Annotated in this window: 16 protein-coding genes; 5 read left to right on the forward strand and 11 right to left on the reverse strand. The window is 49.6% G+C overall.

What is annotated here, in order from left to right; translation table 11 throughout:
- The 11 genes from BMZ14_RS09540 to BMZ14_RS15135 all read right to left on the reverse strand — a co-directional run bounded on the left by BMZ14_RS09540 (position 1) and on the right by BMZ14_RS15135 (position 12,082).
- Positions 1-1,311 (reverse strand): glycosyltransferase WbsX family protein, encoded by a 1,311-nt coding sequence (locus BMZ14_RS09540; RefSeq protein ID WP_074797017.1) that lies wholly within the window; start codon positions 1,309-1,311, stop codon positions 1-3.
- Complete coding sequence (locus tag BMZ14_RS09545; protein WP_074797018.1) at positions 1,308-2,156, reverse strand: class I SAM-dependent methyltransferase; 849 nt, start codon at positions 2,154-2,156, stop codon at positions 1,308-1,310. Before BMZ14_RS09545 ends, BMZ14_RS09540 begins: the two co-directional genes overlap by 4 nt.
- A 231-nt stretch (positions 2,157-2,387) precedes the next feature.
- Positions 2,388-3,200: a class I SAM-dependent methyltransferase gene (locus BMZ14_RS09550; protein WP_083396735.1), complete on the reverse strand. Its 813-nt coding sequence runs from the start codon at positions 3,198-3,200 to the stop codon at positions 2,388-2,390.
- A gap of 132 nt (positions 3,201-3,332) precedes the next feature.
- Positions 3,333-4,106, reverse strand: coding sequence for a sulfotransferase family 2 domain-containing protein (locus BMZ14_RS09555; RefSeq protein WP_074797020.1), 774 nt, complete (start codon positions 4,104-4,106; stop codon positions 3,333-3,335).
- A 135-nt stretch (positions 4,107-4,241) separates the two neighbouring features.
- Positions 4,242-5,261: a glycosyltransferase family 2 protein gene (locus tag BMZ14_RS09560; protein ID WP_074797021.1), complete on the reverse strand. Its 1,020-nt coding sequence runs from the start codon at positions 5,259-5,261 to the stop codon at positions 4,242-4,244.
- Entirely contained in the window at positions 5,251-5,988 is a 738-nt protein-coding gene (locus BMZ14_RS15130) for a hypothetical protein (protein ID WP_074797022.1), read from the reverse strand. The genes BMZ14_RS09560 and BMZ14_RS15130 overlap by 11 nt, the downstream gene beginning before the upstream one ends.
- Positions 5,985-7,385 (reverse strand): glycosyltransferase, encoded by a 1,401-nt coding sequence (locus BMZ14_RS09570; protein ID WP_177186953.1) that lies wholly within the window; start codon positions 7,383-7,385, stop codon positions 5,985-5,987. Before BMZ14_RS09570 ends, BMZ14_RS15130 begins: the two co-directional genes overlap by 4 nt.
- 8 nt (positions 7,386-7,393) lie before the next feature.
- Positions 7,394-9,313, reverse strand: coding sequence for a class I SAM-dependent methyltransferase (locus BMZ14_RS09575; RefSeq protein WP_074797024.1), 1,920 nt, complete (start codon positions 9,311-9,313; stop codon positions 7,394-7,396).
- Positions 9,314-9,528: 215 nt separating this feature from the next.
- Positions 9,529-10,998 (reverse strand): ABC transporter ATP-binding protein, encoded by a 1,470-nt coding sequence (locus BMZ14_RS09580; protein ID WP_083396737.1) that lies wholly within the window; start codon positions 10,996-10,998, stop codon positions 9,529-9,531.
- Complete coding sequence (locus BMZ14_RS09585; RefSeq protein WP_074797025.1) at positions 10,988-11,809, reverse strand: ABC transporter permease; 822 nt, start codon at positions 11,807-11,809, stop codon at positions 10,988-10,990. Before BMZ14_RS09585 ends, BMZ14_RS09580 begins: the two co-directional genes overlap by 11 nt.
- A gap of 129 nt (positions 11,810-11,938) precedes the next feature.
- Positions 11,939-12,082, reverse strand: a complete 144-nt coding sequence (locus BMZ14_RS15135; RefSeq protein ID WP_177186954.1) for a hypothetical protein — start codon at positions 12,080-12,082, stop codon at positions 11,939-11,941.
- A 239-nt stretch (positions 12,083-12,321) separates the two neighbouring features.
- Here BMZ14_RS15135 and hemP point away from each other — a divergent pair, with 239 nt between their 5' ends.
- The 5 genes from hemP to BMZ14_RS09610 all read left to right on the forward strand — a co-directional run bounded on the left by hemP (position 12,322) and on the right by BMZ14_RS09610 (position 15,539).
- Positions 12,322-12,507 carry a hemin uptake protein HemP gene (hemP, locus tag BMZ14_RS09590; RefSeq protein WP_074797026.1) on the forward strand — a complete coding sequence of 62 codons (186 nt, stop codon included), beginning with the start codon at positions 12,322-12,324 and terminating at the stop codon, positions 12,505-12,507.
- 28 nt (positions 12,508-12,535) lie between these two features.
- The gene (locus BMZ14_RS09595; RefSeq protein WP_074797027.1) at positions 12,536-12,730 is read left to right on the forward strand and encodes a (2Fe-2S)-binding protein; all 195 of its coding nucleotides are present in this window, start codon (positions 12,536-12,538) and stop codon (positions 12,728-12,730) included.
- 42 nt (positions 12,731-12,772) lie between these two features.
- The gene (gene bfr, locus BMZ14_RS09600; RefSeq protein WP_074797028.1) at positions 12,773-13,237 is read left to right on the forward strand and encodes a bacterioferritin; all 465 of its coding nucleotides are present in this window, start codon (positions 12,773-12,775) and stop codon (positions 13,235-13,237) included.
- 227 nt (positions 13,238-13,464) lie between these two features.
- Positions 13,465-14,283 (forward strand): DUF2325 domain-containing protein, encoded by an 819-nt coding sequence (locus tag BMZ14_RS09605; protein WP_074797029.1) that lies wholly within the window; start codon positions 13,465-13,467, stop codon positions 14,281-14,283.
- A gap of 269 nt (positions 14,284-14,552) precedes the next feature.
- Positions 14,553-15,539 (forward strand): multicopper oxidase domain-containing protein, encoded by a 987-nt coding sequence (locus BMZ14_RS09610; RefSeq protein WP_074797079.1) that lies wholly within the window; start codon positions 14,553-14,555, stop codon positions 15,537-15,539.
- Positions 15,540-15,601 lie beyond the last annotated feature (62 nt).

Genomic DNA, 15,601 nt, shown 5'->3' on the forward strand with positions numbered 1-15,601 from the left:
TTATCTTGGCGACAGGAAAATCCGCGCCACCCTGACGAAAGGGAGCAATATAAAGCGCAACCATGGTATCTGGTTCACGGAGAGCTTCAGGTTTTCAATCTTCAGTCGGGAATGATAGTTTGCTACCTCCGATATTTCCCGCCAAAACCTGCGAGGTTCCACTTTATGAGCAGGAGGTAAGCCTATATCCGGGCATGCGGCAAACCGGCGCAGCCCCGTCTTTGCATTCAGAGTAGCCTGAAGAAATCCATCGCCGTAGAAACGGTCAGGCTCAAGATGACAGCCCTCGGCCCATTCATTCCATGCATTGATGAATACGAGCTCATCGTTTCTGTTCGATTGCTTCACCAGGTCAATGGTCGCCGAGAGCCAGTATTCATAATTTTCAGGCGTCCCATTCAGCACGACGAGCGCCCGTTCTTTAGTACGGGCCGTATTGTCCCAGGATGGAAACACGGCTTTAAAAACATATGACGCATCATAAGTTCTGTCAAGATATGACTGGGCAATTTCATCGTACTGCATCAGATTGCCATGAAACGGATTGAAGAATTTCACCTGATCGTTTATATGGGCTGATCGGGGATTGTGCGGCGGAAACTCGACACCGCTATCGAATCCAAATTGGGTATAGTCTTCGTTGCCGTGAGTCAATGCGGCGCATACGTGAATTTCGCCCAAACCAATGGAACGGCAGTATTCACGCCAGATTGCAACCGACTCACGCGCATTCGGGAGGTGTTGCGGCCGATACACGATAAAGTACGGTTTTCCATCTATACGGATATAACGCTTATCCTCGAAGAATGGGAGCAGCGACTTGATGAAATTAAGGTCGTCGTCCGGCAAATATTCCTGGGCAATAAGAACCTCATGGTCAGCCCCGTCCCAACGTCGGGTCCAGTTCTCATTGGCCCAGCACAAACAGAACGGCATATCGCTTTCACTATCGGAAAGCATATCATCCAGCGGCTGGTTCAGTATCCGTTTACCGGAGAACCAGTAGTAGTGGTAGCAGAATCCGTCTATACCATATTGTTTTGCAACGTTGATCTGGTCGCGTCTTGTCTCCCGCACCCGCAAGTCATAGAAACCAAAGTCGGTTGGAAGATGGGGTTGACGATGGCCATCAAACAGAGGTTCTGCTTTCGTGACGTTGGTCCATTCGGTAAATCCCTTGCCCCACCAGCGATCATTTTCCGGTGTTGGATGAAATTGGGTAAGGTAAAAAGCGATTAACCTGGGAGCAAGTCCATCACGAAATGCAAAGTCTTCCCGATCGTTTTTCGGTGTCTGGCAATGCATCGTCATAAATTTATTCCGAGCAACTTTAGACCTTTACGAATACGCTGCTTGTGCTGGGGGCTCAAATGTTGCCCGATCCGCGTTCTCCATACCGGGTTTGCTATATGCGCTCGCGGAAGTTCGGGTTCAGGCGGTGCTACCGACAATGCGTCACCGGGATAATCAAGCGGGACTGCTTTAACCACCACTTGATACACGTTGGCGTACTCGCTGGTCTTTATTGCATTTTGTACCTTGGCAGGGAGCCGGGACCAGTGTGCTGCCAAATCCGTTTCTTCTGGCGGCGTAATGACGTACCTTACCTCAATTATTTTGAGATTGGCCTGTGCAAACAAGTCCTGTATGTTCTTCAGGCCGAAGAAGCGGATATGCGTGCGATCGAGTAAGCCACAGTCATGATATTCGAAATCGCTATTTATCAGGCATGACACTACCGCGGCATGGCCAGCATGCGGTAGCGAAATCACCAGATAGCCGTTCGGGCCAATGAGAGAAGCCATGCGCTTGAGAGTGGTCCAAGGATCATACAGATGTTCGAGCACATCAGCTGCCACTACAACATCGAATGGTTCGACGCCATCAAGCAGATGAGGCCACTCCTCCGAGTTTAAATCAGCCTGCATTGCTGTCTCGCAATAGGGTTCCACCTTTTTTATTGAATCTGAATCCAGCTCAAGAGCTGTTACCCGGCATTGCCCTTGTTGGACGAGGACCTTGGTGATCGAACCGGGTCCACAACCGATTTCCAACACGCGCTTTGAGTGTCCAACCAGTTGGATTACATACACAGGCGCGGTTTGCCCCGTGAGATCCACCGCATATTCGTAAACATTGCGTTTTTCAATATTCATGCGTCTTCGGTGTTCGCTAAGGTGAATCCCAATTCTTCGAAAAGAGTCAGTATTTAAGTAAATCCGAGCATTATAAAAATTGCACGTAACCCAAAGCAAGCGCTCGAGTATGATTATTAGCGACATAATATTGCTCTTGCACAAGCCATACTGCTGCAACATAAAGCTGTGCTTTTGTGAGCCGTTTACCAACAAATTCCTTTATGGTTATTCGACCCTTTTTAGCGAGTGTTACAGCCAGGCACCAAAATGCTTTCCTCTTAACAGATAATGGTCGCCAATGTTGAAGTTGCCCGTTGGTAATACTCCGTCGCCTCTTTTAATGAGCATGGAGTTATGATTTACGAATATATTTTTAATCAAATCAGGACGACTGGCAGCTAGCATGAATAATTCGATAAGAAGATTGCTCAAAGCTGTCTTACCGTAAAACGGTGAGTTTTTACCTTGCCAAAGCTCATCTGACCAATGAGCCCAGGCCCAGTCCTCAATGAGATATGTTCCGCCGGGCATGAGATAGGGAAAGCAGATATTGAAAGCGTCGCGGGTTTCCTCGTACATGTGAGACGCGTCATCAATCATAAGATCAATGTCCCTGTCCGGAAACTCCGAAGATAATATTTTTTCCATGGATAGCCGATCAGCCTGACTGACGCCATAGTAGGGCCTGATGACATCGTTCTTGCTGTGCTTTGCTATGTACTGTGTTAGAGCATCGACAGGCTGTGGCATATAGTCTATGGCCGCGAATTTGAGCGGGCGAAAGATTTGATCATACAGAACAACACTCCCACCTTTGAATATTCCCATTTCCAAGACTTTTTTGATATTTTGCTGTTTCCCGATTTCAACTGCTTTTTCTACCATATCCCGAGATTTTCCCAGGAGAAAATCATCTACTGTGGAACTCCCTCGGTGTAACTCAGCCGAGTCCCAAGTTAAATGGAAATGGATGTCATTAACTTTCAGGTGTAAATCGTCTTCCCAGATAAGCACAGAAGATTTCCTCTCTTTAATTAAAGGTCGAAATTCAGGAATGTTCATAGCGAACAGTTATAGTGAGTACTTCTTGACTCAGTGAACAGTGCAGAGTCTCGATAGTTTTTCTAGTTGTAGTTCAAAAAAAAATCAGCTCGAGCCCGGCTTGTGCTCTTGCAATTCGCCTGGATGAGTTGGCTAAGCTCGTCGGGACCACGCGCTTTGGTAGAGAATTTGATCAAACCGAGTAAGCTGCTCCAGCAGTGTCAACGATGATTCAGGCAAGTCTTTTGATGGCTGGCGCCGACGATTAACATTTGAGGCAACGATGTTTTGAGGGAGAGGAGCTTCCAAGTCTTCAAGAATTTTTTCACAGTCGGTTTTGAAGGTTTCTGTAAAACCAATGTAAGAAAATTCATCAAGGTGCTTGATGGACATATCAAGAAGTTTTTCTGGTTCAAAGGACGATAGATCAAGATTTTTAGGGTTGCCAAAACCGCAGGCGAGTTGCCAAACCTGATTATTCCATATGTAAGCATTAACTTCCGACTGCTTCAATCCCCTTTTCAAAAATTCATCCAGTGATAATTGCTGACAGAGTCTGTATATTTCATATGCGTTTGGATCCTGATTTCTACAGAAATAATAAAACGATAAAACCCTTTCGACAGGATCGCGCAAGAACGTGAATGAGTATCTTTCACGCATAAAAAGCCTGGCAAAATCATAGCCAAAATGGCCGGATAAAAAGGGTATATTACGGAAATTGCTTATAAGTTGTTCATCAATCCATGAATCGTTTTTGAACCGGGCATGATCAACCCCGTCCAGATAATCGCCGTGGCTGATGACGTGCTTTTGCTGATAGTGTTGCTTCATCAGGTCAATTATGGAGGTACCGGCGGTTTTTTGAATATGTACAAAAATAGCTGGTTTTTTATTTGACTTCCTAAATAAATTTCGAATGTTCATCAGTTAGCTTCTATTTATATAATGAAACTCCGCCGGATCAAAAAGCAAATCAATAACATTGCTTACGCTATTGAATACGATGCACGTGATAACAATTATCCAAAGATTGCCCCAGGCTTTTTTCCTCAGCAATAATTATTTGTGTTCCGTCAGCATAGCGAAAGCTGCCTTCTTTTTCATGATCCCTTTTATCTTACAGGCCTTGAATGCTGCCCAATATGCGCGGTAGAGGAGGTTGCGCATCTCTTCATCCAAATTCAGACCAGATGCCAGTTTCAAATTGGCCATTGAGTCGAGATGGCGGGCTGATTTAACTATGGCCCTATAGTGTCCGCCCAGCATGCTCCAGTTTCGCTCTGAATCAGCTACTTCCGACCAATGTTGAATTTCAGGTTCGGGATGGAGTTGGCTAAAAACATAGTTGGAAGCACCTTGACGTTCGAGGCGGTGGCAGAAACCATCAAAATCAATTTTTCTGATCGTGTGGGATACGGCATGCTCGTTATACACGACCCGCAATCCTTGTTTGGAGAGCCGATAGCCCAATTCAATATCTTCAGCGCCAAATCGGAAAACGGGGTTAAACACACCGAACTCCAGTAGCAGCGAGCGCTTGCAGGAAGAGCGTCCACCCCAAAAATAGGTGTAATCCAGGATATCGCCATGCTTCAGCGATGGGTAGGAGAATAAGAAACAGCCGACCTCTGTAATAAAATGCATGAGCGGATTGTCGCTAATATCCTGATCAAGTGCAGTGTACCCAAGCACAGCGTAGTTATCAGCAGGAAACGCCGCATGCGTTTTAACATGCTCTTCCAGCAAGGCTTCGCCTGCAATGTCATCATCATTGAGAAAAAGTACGACGTCGCCCCGTGAGGCAAAAAGACCGTGGTTTTTGGCGCTCGCCAATCCGGCATTACGTTGATAGATATAGCGAAGGGGCAACTTTGAAGCGTAGGATGCGCTCACTGCTTCGGTATCATCAATTGAGCCGTCATTTATTATAACAACTTCAAAATCTCGCAAAGGCAGCGTTTGTCTGCACAAGCTATCCAGCACCCTGTCCAATAATGGAGCGCGGTTGTAGGTGCAAATTACTACACTCAGCACTGGTTTAACCGAGCTGCGGGAGGTGCGCAGCAGACTATCGGGCATAAGATTCCAATATAAAAAAGGCGTCTTTTTTCGAAAGATGCGGCCGTTCGGCGAGATAGTCGCGCATTGCGGTTCCGGTGGTGCCATGATCGTAATACGCCACAGGTTTCCGCATATTATGGGCAACCGGCACGGCGTCGACGATGCCCATTTTAAGCTCGTGTTTCTCTGCCACAAGAGGCCATACATAATCGCAGCCCCATCCCATGGGGCTGGCCTCGTCAAATGGTAAAAAGTGATCGAACGCACTGCGATGCAGGGAGAATAAAGGTCCAATCTCGACGAAGCGTGTCCAACGGGCATCAATGCCATCCAGTTGCTCTACGAACCGATGATCGATATAGCTGTCATGCGTCCGCGCAGGCTGAGCGACGGCAAGATTATGGCGTGACACCAGTGCGAGATAGGAATCCAGAAAGCCAGCCGGAAGAACAATGTCATCGTCGCTCACGATAACGTACTCGAAATCGCGCAATTCGACCGCTTTCAATATCTGATTCAGCAATAAGAACTTCGGTGAAGGTGCGTTCGTCACTTGCACGGTGAGGGGGGCCAAATCCGCGTCGGGTTGGCGCTCACCGAGCGACACCCATCGCTGTTCTACCTTCCAGTTGCTACTGTCAGCAAGCTCTCGGGTAATGTGAAGAGCAGCGTTCTTTTTGTCCGCAAGATATATTCCCGCTATCAAAACCGGGCGTTCTGCCGGTTTCCGTACGACATCTCTCATCCAGTCGCTCCACCGGCTTTTATGGAGCAAGATGATGCGCTCCCTCCGCAAGTTGGAATCGCGCTGCCAAGGTCTTCAGTGCACCCATCTTGGGCCGGTTGGTTTTGCGTTCGGGCAAAGATATCGGCAATCCGTTTTTGAGCTGCGGCATATGAGTAATTGGCTTCTAGGTGTGCAATCGCTCCCGCGGAGAGCCTTTGCCACAGAATTTCATCGCGATAAAGTCGAACTACCGCATCGGCAAAATCCTGGGGGTCATCAGCAATCAAAAGGTGTTCTTCATTCTGGAGATTCATGCCCTCTGCTCCAATCCGGGTGGTAACTACGGGCAGTCCATGCGAGATGCTGTGACCTACCTTGCCTTTCATCCCCGCGCCAAAACGCAATGGTGCTACAAATACACGGCAAGACTCAAAGTAGGGAGCGACGTCGGGCACAAATCCCACAGGTTCTATATTGGCTGAGTGCAGGGATTTCACTGAGGCAGGCATATTACTTCCGATAACATGGAAAATCAGATCGGGGATTTTTTCAGTAATCAGCGGCAGGATGTCCTCGATGAAATATAAAACTGCATCCTGGTTGGGCGTGTGCCAGAAGCCCCCGATAAAAAGCAGTCCGCTGCGCCCCGCAAAAGGTGTTTTTGGCGGATAAATCTCATGTATGTTGGGCAAAACGGCAACATCGGCCTGAGGTTGCTCAATGAGCAGGCGATTTTTTTCCTCGTCGGTAATCGCGAGTGTCAAGTCTGCACTAGCGGTATTGAAAAGTTCGATGTGTCGAAAATACGTTATCGAATTAAGGAGTTTGCGATCGTTCGAAAGCTGAATTTCACGCTCGAGCCTGAGCCAATGAAGGTCAACCGTATCATATATGACCTGCGAATATAATGCGCACGCTCGTATATAGGGCAGATACTTGAATGCTGCCTCTGGTCTGGATAGCAGCACAAAATGGTATTTACCGCCTACGGCGGCTAGATGACGGTGCGCCGAGTAAGATCCGTGAAGTACATCGATGTCCTGTTTTTCCAATGCCTCCTGATAATCGGGCAAATACTCCTCAGAATCGGAAACAAAGGTGATCCGGAACTGCATTTCCTGTAGTAAACGAAGGATCGCCAACATGCGTACAGAGCCAGAGTCCTGATCCGGGGTAGGTATCCGTAAATCAACCACTAATACCCAGGGATCGCCAGGGTCGAATTGTTTTGCGCTTGCCGCCACCAGAGGTAGCGCTTCCCTGTTCCTGTCAAGCTGGAATCCATCCTTATTGCGTATTTTCCACGCGCCAGGCCGTCGTAAGTAGATTCCCTTGAGCCGTTGCTTGACATGCCAGGGCAATGGCAGGCTTCTATATAGTTGACGCAGCAACCTGTTGACCCAAATGGAACGCATGAATCCCATCAGCCTTCCCGATTCACATGTTTGCCAATAACTGCCAGTGCTGATTTGATTGCCCGGAGCGGGCGGGTTATACGCCAGCTCGTTGAGCCAAGAATGTCTCCAAGTTGTTCCTCACGCCGAGCTAAATCCTGCCTGACCGTGGCAAGTTGCTTGTCGCGCTGAGCCAATGCCTGATTGACAGCGGCGAGTTGCTCATCACGGCGTGCCAATTTTTCATGCACCGGCGTCTGAGTATCGAACATTCTTAATTCAAGCGATGCGAGCCATGTAACAAGCGCTTCACCGGTGTAAGTTTGCTTTCCGGTAGCCAGTCGATCCAATTGGGCTTCCAGTTGAAGATAATTCTTCATCCTGCATTCACTCAGATCAATGTTAACGCAGTGCATAACATGCGTGATTAGCGGCAAGACCCGTAACTGCGCGTTATCACGAGGCTTGGCCACCGTTCCAATTGATGAGAATGAAGCCAGCAACGCCCGAAAACTTAAATGACCAATACTCAGATCGTCAACGAGAGTCCATTCCTGATCAATAAATATCGGCGCGCCACTCCTGTCGATAAGCATATTGCGTGGAATGGCATCGAGATAATTTCCCGAAACTCTTCGATCAGTAATGTTCCTGCGATCAGTGATGCCAGCGAGAGAGCAAAATGCATCAAACCAAACCTTCATCCACTCGTGTATTTGTTCCGCGGTCCAGTCCGGGCTCGTCATGATTTCTAACAAACGGTCTTGCCAAAGCTCACCCTTTACAAAAGGCTGATCAACCAGCCGCTGCTTTAATCTTGAATTTCCGTTCGGCTTTGCAGAGGGGTAAAGCGCGATCTGATGTGCAATGACAGTACCGTCTGTTGCGCGCTTAAACACAACTTTTTTTGCAAACTCCGGCAGTCTGTCCGCAGCGTAGTGCACAGCAAGCGGTGGACATTGTTGAGAAAAGCTGGCGTCGGACGCCAGCAAGACGAAGGAATTCGCCATCTCGCCCAGAAGCGAATTACGTATAACGGTCGGCCATGCTCTCCCCTGGTTAAAGCTGATACTTTGCGGAGTTTGTGGATCCGTAATGCAAGCGCTGCGAACGACCACAATCAGATCGATATCATCTTGCGGCAAAGCGCCAGCTTCAGACACCATCAGGCTCGGCAGCTTATAGTCTGGAAAGGGGTACCACCATTGTTGCGCTGAAAGCCCGGTCCTATTCACGCGACTGCCCAGCTCTTTCCTTCCAAAGGTTACTACTCCATCTTTACTGTAATGTTCTTCTATGCCGAACATGGGCTTGCCCGTATGGTCTTCCGGAAAACCGGCAAAATATTTCAGGCCGAGCTGGTTTTCAATGGCGATGATCAATTTGCCGCCGGGCACGAGCAAACTTTTCGCCATTGCGAGCATGGCGTCCACGGGATCTACGCCATTACCGGGAAAAAATTTCCTCGCATATTCCAGGACGCCGATAAATGTGACAACGTCAAACTGACTCAAGGGTTTGAAATGATCGAAGGCTTCCGCTACCACCTTTACGTTGGCGAGATCACGGCAGCGTGAAGCCGCGATGGAGGCCCGGGAGAGACTGCCTTCCAGCGCCAGCACTTCCATACCCGTTTCGCCCAGGTAACGGGTGATGGCACCACAACCCGCACCGATCTCAAGCACGCTCTTCCCTCGCAACTGATCCTCGAACGGACGCAGCAGGTTGGCACGTTTACGTGATAAATGATAAGTTGTAGGCCAGTCTGTACAGTGCGATGCCAACTCTGCCGATAAGGTAGTCAGATCTTCGGCGTTATTGATGATCCCGGCAATACGTTCTTCAACTTCTTTTCCATCGCTATATGAAATCCCGCCGTACTCCGCTCGCACCCAAACGTTGAGGGCAATGTCGAAGACATAATCCGGAGTTAGAACAGGGTTTATCATTAGAACCGTCTGGACCAGAAACCGAGTACAGAGCTGTCTTCACATTCTCCCGTCAGGTCAACTATCATGGCTTAGGCGCCAACAGCATCGGTCTGCATCTTGCACAATTCTTCGAATGGTGTGTAATCCGCGGCACAAAGACATTCAGTACCTGTTTTCAGTTGACTTATCAAGCAACGGTAAGTCTCGAATTGGATAAAGGAGGGTTGCCAGAGTCATGCCTGTATTTCAACAATTGATAAATCGAGCTCAAGATCAGCGAGGCCATTAAAATAATTATGCGGCCGAACGGTGAAGTGTATTGAATCATACCGCCGATCATGCGGGATGATCTCTTCGTTTTCCCTTGTCGCAACGCCTATCGAAATAAAATAATCCCCTGGGGCAAGGCCACACCTGAATTTAATTTTGGCATGTATCGAGCCCCCTTTTTTCAAAAGCACGTGTAAATCGGTGACGTCGGTTATTTCGGAGTTGGTGCCGGATACAGTTACCCCATCCTTTGTTTTGATGGCGATGCCTAATATCGGCCGTAACAAATCGCAATGAAATTTTACGGATACCGCGAGTGTGACGATCTGACCTGCGGTAACAGCAGAAGGATAGGATCCATCGTCCGTGGCCAGATAGAAATCAAGAATGGATACTGTCCCGTCACCCCAGCGGTATTCGTGGGGATTATAACCGGCACGGTTCGCAAAGACGTCACTTGTATGGCTCAGTTGATATGAAACTTCAGCTTTGATCTCTTCTTGCGGAGCTGTATCGCCTAGCTCGCCTATTTGCGAGTCGACGGTGCGTTTTTCCTTGCCGAACAGCAGGTCCATGTAACGGTTCACTACCCGCCGCGGTTCTCCCATCTCAAGCTGTAAGCCATCATTCATCAGGATTGCAGAAGAGCAATGTGTCACGATTTGTTCGCTTGAGTGCGTGACCAGCAATATGCTTGTGCCGTTATCTTTCAATTGTTGAAGACGTGCAAAACACTTGGCCTGAAATTTCGCGTCACCGACAGACAGCGCCTCATCCACGATGAGAATGTCGGGGTCTACCTGCGCCTGTACGGCAAATGCAAGACGCACCGACATGCCACTTGAATAGGTTTTAACGGGTTGGTCAATAAACTGCCCGATATCGGCAAAAGACACGATGGCATCAAGACGATCATCGATTTCTTCTCTATTCAGGCCGAGCACGGCGCCGTTCATGTATAAATTTTCGCGCCCCGTAAATTCCGGGTTGAAGCCCGAGCCCAACTCCAGCAGGGCGGCGATACGGCCTTTCGTTTCCACACTACCCGCGGTTGGCGCGAGCGTGCCGCAAATGATTTGCAGCAGCGTGGATTTGCCTGATCCATTGCGCCCTACAATACCTACGGTTTCACCTTTTTTGACCTCGAACGAGACGTCTTTAAGTGCCCAGAACTCCCGATAATATTGCTTGGGATGATGGCCGATGAGCCTTTGTATACGTGGATATAGTGATTGCTTGAGGCGATGATGCGGTTTTTCGTAAATCTGATAGCACTTGGTAAGGTTCTGAACGCGGATAGCAATATCGCTCGTATCGCCAAGCGTGCTTTCCCCCCTGCCGATCTTTTCGTTCCCCCGATGCTCCTTGTTTTCTTCCTGTTCAACCCGGGGTGAAATTCCGGCATGTTCGATGTTTTTGGCTTCAGAGAACATCGGCAAACCCCTTTCTGGTTTTCTGGAACCAGGCAAAACCAGCCCAGGCCGCCAGCATTCCGGCCGCCATCATTACGCCCCATTGTCCAATGTCGGGCAATTGCCCGAAAACGAGCACCTTTCTCCCTTCCTCGATAATAAAGGCAAGCGGATTGAGTTGCAGCAAGCTCTGGTACTTGGGCGGCAAGATGCTTAAAGGATAGAACACGGGGGAAAGAAATAACAATACTGTAGTGAACATGCCGGTAACTTGCCCCACGTCGCGCACAAATACACCAAAGGCTGACAGAAACCAGGCAAATCCCATTGCAATCAAAACCAGTGGAAGCAGGACGAAAGGGAAGAGAATGGCGGTCCACGGCACCTGTTGGCTTAGTACCAGCTGTACGATCAATAAAACGCAGACGCTAATGGCAGTGTGGAACAGGGCCGACCCGAAAGCGACCCAAGGGAGTATTTCAAGCGGGAAAATTACCTTCTTGACGTAATTGACGTTGGAAAGAATCAATGCCGGCGCGCGGTTGACGCATTCGGCGAACAATCCATGCACGATCATGCCAACGAAGAGAATAATGGCAAAATGTGCTTTGCTTTCTTCTCCGCCTATACCCCACCGTGCCTTGAATACGACGGAAAATACAAACGTGTAAATTACCAGCATGAGCAAGGGATTGAAGAACGACCAGGCGATGCCCATGACTGAGCCTCTGTAGCGTCCAATGACTTCGCGTTTAACAAGGGCGGCGATCAGGTCCCGATTACGCCAGAGGCTTGCAGCCATTTCACGCGGCAAGATGGAGAAGTTCTGCATGCGATTGGAGGATAGGGGTTTGAGTGCGACGGGACAAACTGGACAAAATACGCGGGCAGTATCAATTATCCTGAGTTTGGCAACCCCAGCGGAATTTTTAGCGCGGCATGCTTTGAGATGGCCATGACGTTAGCGGTAGAGCTGGAAGTTGCGTTCCGGTTTCATCATTCGCGGCAGCAGGCATCCGTAGTATTCCTGCGCCTCGTAGCGGGGCATTTCACCCGATTCCGCCGATTCCGAAAAAACGGGCTGAACCCATCTGAAGGTACTCATGCGAGCGTGCAAATAGAGCATAACACAAAATGATTTTACGACGTTCTGATCAATTCTTGAGCTTCAGCTGAAAATACAACCGTCTTCCGCGTTTTGAATTGCTCTACCGTCGTAGCCCGCCCCGACCAGATCTTGGAATTAATTGGCTCTAATATTTTTTTTTACGCACTCCTTGCATTTCGTCCAAACTTGAATATAATTACGAATCATTCTCATTAATAATTGCGGAAGCGGCCAAAATGGAAAAGTTACTGACAATTCCGGAAACCAACGTGGATAAACAGAATTTCGTGATGGCCGATCGGAACAGGCGCATCTACAGCGATTCCCTGTTTTCGCACGGTGACGAAGTATTTATACAGCATCAAGGCGAGCAATACCGTTTGCGGCGCACCCGTAACGGCAAGCTGATTTTGACCAAATAGTGGAAATAGTAGACTTAGGGCGCTCATCATGTATATTTGTGTCTGCAGAGGTGTAACAGATACCGCAATCCGTGAAGCCGTCTCCCAAGGCGCTGACCGCATGCGGGATTTGAAGACCTGCCTGGGCGTGAGCGAGCAATGTGGAATATGTGCGTGTCACGCCAAGGAGGTGCTGGAAAAAGCACTGATGCAAAAAACCTTGACGCAACACCATCCCACATAAACCCACTCGCTTGTTCGAGATCTCGCCTGAGGAGGCATAAACATGAAAAGCAGCGCAGATATAATCCAGTGGCTAAACCGCCAACTGCAACATGAATTGACGGCCATCAATCAGTATTTTCTTCATGCCCGCATGTATAAGAACTGGGGGTTCGCCAGTCTGGGCAAGCAGGAATACGACGAATCGATTGAGGAGATGAAGCATGCCGACGCATTGATCGAGCGCATCCTCTTTCTGGAAGGGTTGCCCAATCTGCAGGAACTCGGCAAGCTTTTGATTGGTGAAAAAGCTGAAGAATGCGTTGCTTGCGACCTCAAGCTCGAAATGGTTTCACGCGAGACTTTGCTCGGCGGAATTGCTGCGTGCGAAGCAGCCAAGGATTACGTGTCGCGAGAGCTTTTCAAGGAAATCCTGGAAGATACAGAAGAGCATATCGACTGGTTGGAAACGCAATTGGACGTCATGCAGAAAGTCGGTATTCAGAACTGGCTGCAAAGCCAGATGTAGAAGTTATCCGTGCCGCTGGTTCTCCTACTCCAGCGGCTTTTTAGCCAGCCAGCCCATGCAGGGGCAAGCCAGCTTTTTTCGCTTTGCCCCGGAGTATGGGCTGTGGAACAGCTTGACATAACTACCCCATCCAAACTGGCAACCTCGGCGACTTCCGCCGCCTCAAGCGTTGCCTCTCCTTTTTTGATTACAGTACCGCTCCGCCTCGTTCTTACGGTATAGAAGTCATGCCCGTTTATCCGCTTTCTAACCTGCGACGAGACATCATTGACGATGTGGAGCCTGAGCGCTCCCATAACTCGCGCTGTTCCCATGGCGCTTCCGGCTCTTTTATCCGCCGTATCCGGATATTGCTGGAAAAGAAATTAAGCGATATCGCTAATCGTTTTTTCCTGTCTGGCGGCAAGGTTCCTTTCAGAAGGCCGGCAGGATTGACCAGGAGTGCGCGGCTTGCGAAACGCCAGTTTTGCGTTACCCTGAAACCGGAGGATAGTCCGCAAGCGATGCTGGAGCGTATTGATCTGCTCGAGCGTAAGCTGGCCGACGCCGAAGCTCGGGTCGCGAGCCAGACAGGCGAGATTGAGGAGCATGCTTGGGTGCCACTGGTTAAAGTTTCTGCTGCGCCCACTACGGCGACTACTACGGAGCCCATGTGGGGATGCGGCTCTCGTGATGAGGAACAAGCCGTGCAGTGTGCTGGTCTTGATCTTGCTGGAAGCTGTGTCCTGTGCGTGGGGGGACGGGCCCGCTTGTATCCAGCATATCGGCGGCTGGTGGAGACTTCAGGCGGTAATTTACTGATCTACCGGAGCGGCCTGCCAAACGGCGCAGATCAATTACCTGCACTGCTGGCGCACGCCGACATGGTGGTCTGCCCCGTCGATTGCATAAACCACTACACGTATTTCGCGGTGAAGCGCTATTGCAAACATTCCGGCAAGCCTTGCGTGTTGCTCGATCGTTCCGGTCTGCCCACTTTTCGCAAGGGCGTTGAAACACTCTCTGCATTGGCCGCGTCGCTGGCAGTGAGCAGCGAGCCGATTTAGCCGTGCCCACCATGACGCCTGGTATTTGATGGGTTGCGCTATGCTCCACCCATCCTGCGGAAAGCTAATGAACACCCAACCGAAGGTTGAGTTGCGGGACTGACAATAGCGAGGATGAGGGTTGGAGTCACGAAGCGAATTGGTAGGTGAGGGGAAATGAGTGATGGATGCGCTTTGCTGCGCTTCTCTTGCGAGACGCGCAGCAAGTATTGGGTGGATTCATTTATATTACAAATCTTGAGATAACGACAATTAGCGGTGGAAAAAAAATGAATTCCGGTTATGCAGGCAGAATTGCGGCGCACATAGCTTTTATTATTATGGCCTTCTGGATGTCGTTGCCGGCTCAGGCGGCAGTGAGAGAATACTGGGTAGCGGCGGAGAAAACCTCCTGGAATTACGCGCCTTCGGGAAAGAACCTGATCAAGCCCGATGCAGGGCTTGGAGTTTGGGGAACAACGCTTGCATACCCGAAATACCGCTATATGGGTTATACGGATGGGAGCTATAGCAAGGCCTTGCCTCAACCGGCATGGATGGGTATTTTGGGGCCCCAAATTAGGGCAGCGGTGGGAGACACCATCAAAGTCCATTTTTTAAATAAAACGGACAGGCCCCTGTCCATGCATCCGCATGGGATGTTCTACGACAAAAATAGCGAGGGAGCGGATGGCTCTGGTATGGGGGCCAGTGTGCCGCCCGGTAAATCTTTTACCTATACCTGGGTTGCCGACGAGGCGGCGGGCCCCGGACCGGCGGACCCATCATCGATCGTCTGGCTTTATCACTCTCACGTAATGGAAGAGGAAGAAGCGAATCTCGGTTTGATCGGCACTATCGTCATTACCCGGAAAGGCATGGAGCGCTCTGCCTCCGACCCGGCACCACGGGACGTGGATCAGGAATTTACGACTCTGTTCATGATTTTCAATGAAGAGAATGGGGAAGAAAGTGGAATGAAGCATACCATCAACGGGCGTATTTTCGGCAACCTTGAGGGCTACGAAACCGGGTTGGGAAAGCGTGTCCGCTGGCATGTTGTCGCGCTGGGCAACGAGACGGACAATCATACCGTGCACTGGCACGGACAGACTGTGCTCGACCATGGACGCCGCACCGATGTCGTAGAAGTGTTGCCCGCCAGCATGACTTCGGTCGACATGATTCCACGTTCGGCGGGCAACTGGCTCCTGCACTGCCATGTCGACGATCATATGATGGCCGGCATGTCCACCCGTTGGCGGGTGCTACCATAAAAAATGGCGGATGAAGTGCTCAAGCTCGCCTGATACCCGGCAATTCAGTTCACGCATTTAAA

Source organism: Nitrosospira briensis (assembly GCF_900115125.1).
GTDB lineage: Bacteria > Pseudomonadota > Gammaproteobacteria > Burkholderiales > Nitrosomonadaceae > Nitrosospira > Nitrosospira briensis_A.

Excerpts from the sequence above, each read along its gene's own strand:
- BMZ14_RS09540 (WP_074797017.1), bottom strand. The coding sequence starts at position 1,311 with ATGACGATGCATTGCCAGACACCGAAAAACGATCGGGAAGACTTTGCA.
- BMZ14_RS09545 (WP_074797018.1), bottom strand. The coding sequence starts at position 2,156 with ATGAATATTGAAAAACGCAATGTTTACGAATATGCGGTGGATCTCACG.
- BMZ14_RS09550 (WP_083396735.1), bottom strand. The coding sequence starts at position 3,200 with ATGAACATTCCTGAATTTCGACCTTTAATTAAAGAGAGGAAATCTTCT.
- BMZ14_RS09555 (WP_074797020.1), bottom strand. The coding sequence starts at position 4,106 with ATGAACATTCGAAATTTATTTAGGAAGTCAAATAAAAAACCAGCTATT.
- BMZ14_RS09560 (WP_074797021.1), bottom strand. The coding sequence starts at position 5,261 with ATGCCCGATAGTCTGCTGCGCACCTCCCGCAGCTCGGTTAAACCAGTG.
- BMZ14_RS15130 (WP_074797022.1), bottom strand. The coding sequence starts at position 5,988 with ATGAGAGATGTCGTACGGAAACCGGCAGAACGCCCGGTTTTGATAGCG.
- BMZ14_RS09570 (WP_177186953.1), bottom strand. The coding sequence starts at position 7,385 with ATGCGTTCCATTTGGGTCAACAGGTTGCTGCGTCAACTATATAGAAGC.
- BMZ14_RS09575 (WP_074797024.1), bottom strand. The coding sequence starts at position 9,313 with ATGATAAACCCTGTTCTAACTCCGGATTATGTCTTCGACATTGCCCTC.
- BMZ14_RS09580 (WP_083396737.1), bottom strand. The coding sequence starts at position 10,998 with ATGTTCTCTGAAGCCAAAAACATCGAACATGCCGGAATTTCACCCCGG.
- BMZ14_RS09585 (WP_074797025.1), bottom strand. The coding sequence starts at position 11,809 with ATGCAGAACTTCTCCATCTTGCCGCGTGAAATGGCTGCAAGCCTCTGG.
- BMZ14_RS15135 (WP_177186954.1), bottom strand. The coding sequence starts at position 12,082 with ATGAGTACCTTCAGATGGGTTCAGCCCGTTTTTTCGGAATCGGCGGAA.
- hemP (WP_074797026.1), top strand. The coding sequence starts at position 12,322 with ATGGAAAAGTTACTGACAATTCCGGAAACCAACGTGGATAAACAGAAT.
- BMZ14_RS09595 (WP_074797027.1), top strand. The coding sequence starts at position 12,536 with ATGTATATTTGTGTCTGCAGAGGTGTAACAGATACCGCAATCCGTGAA.
- bfr (WP_074797028.1), top strand. The coding sequence starts at position 12,773 with ATGAAAAGCAGCGCAGATATAATCCAGTGGCTAAACCGCCAACTGCAA.
- BMZ14_RS09605 (WP_074797029.1), top strand. The coding sequence starts at position 13,465 with ATGCCCGTTTATCCGCTTTCTAACCTGCGACGAGACATCATTGACGAT.
- BMZ14_RS09610 (WP_074797079.1), top strand. The coding sequence starts at position 14,553 with ATGAATTCCGGTTATGCAGGCAGAATTGCGGCGCACATAGCTTTTATT.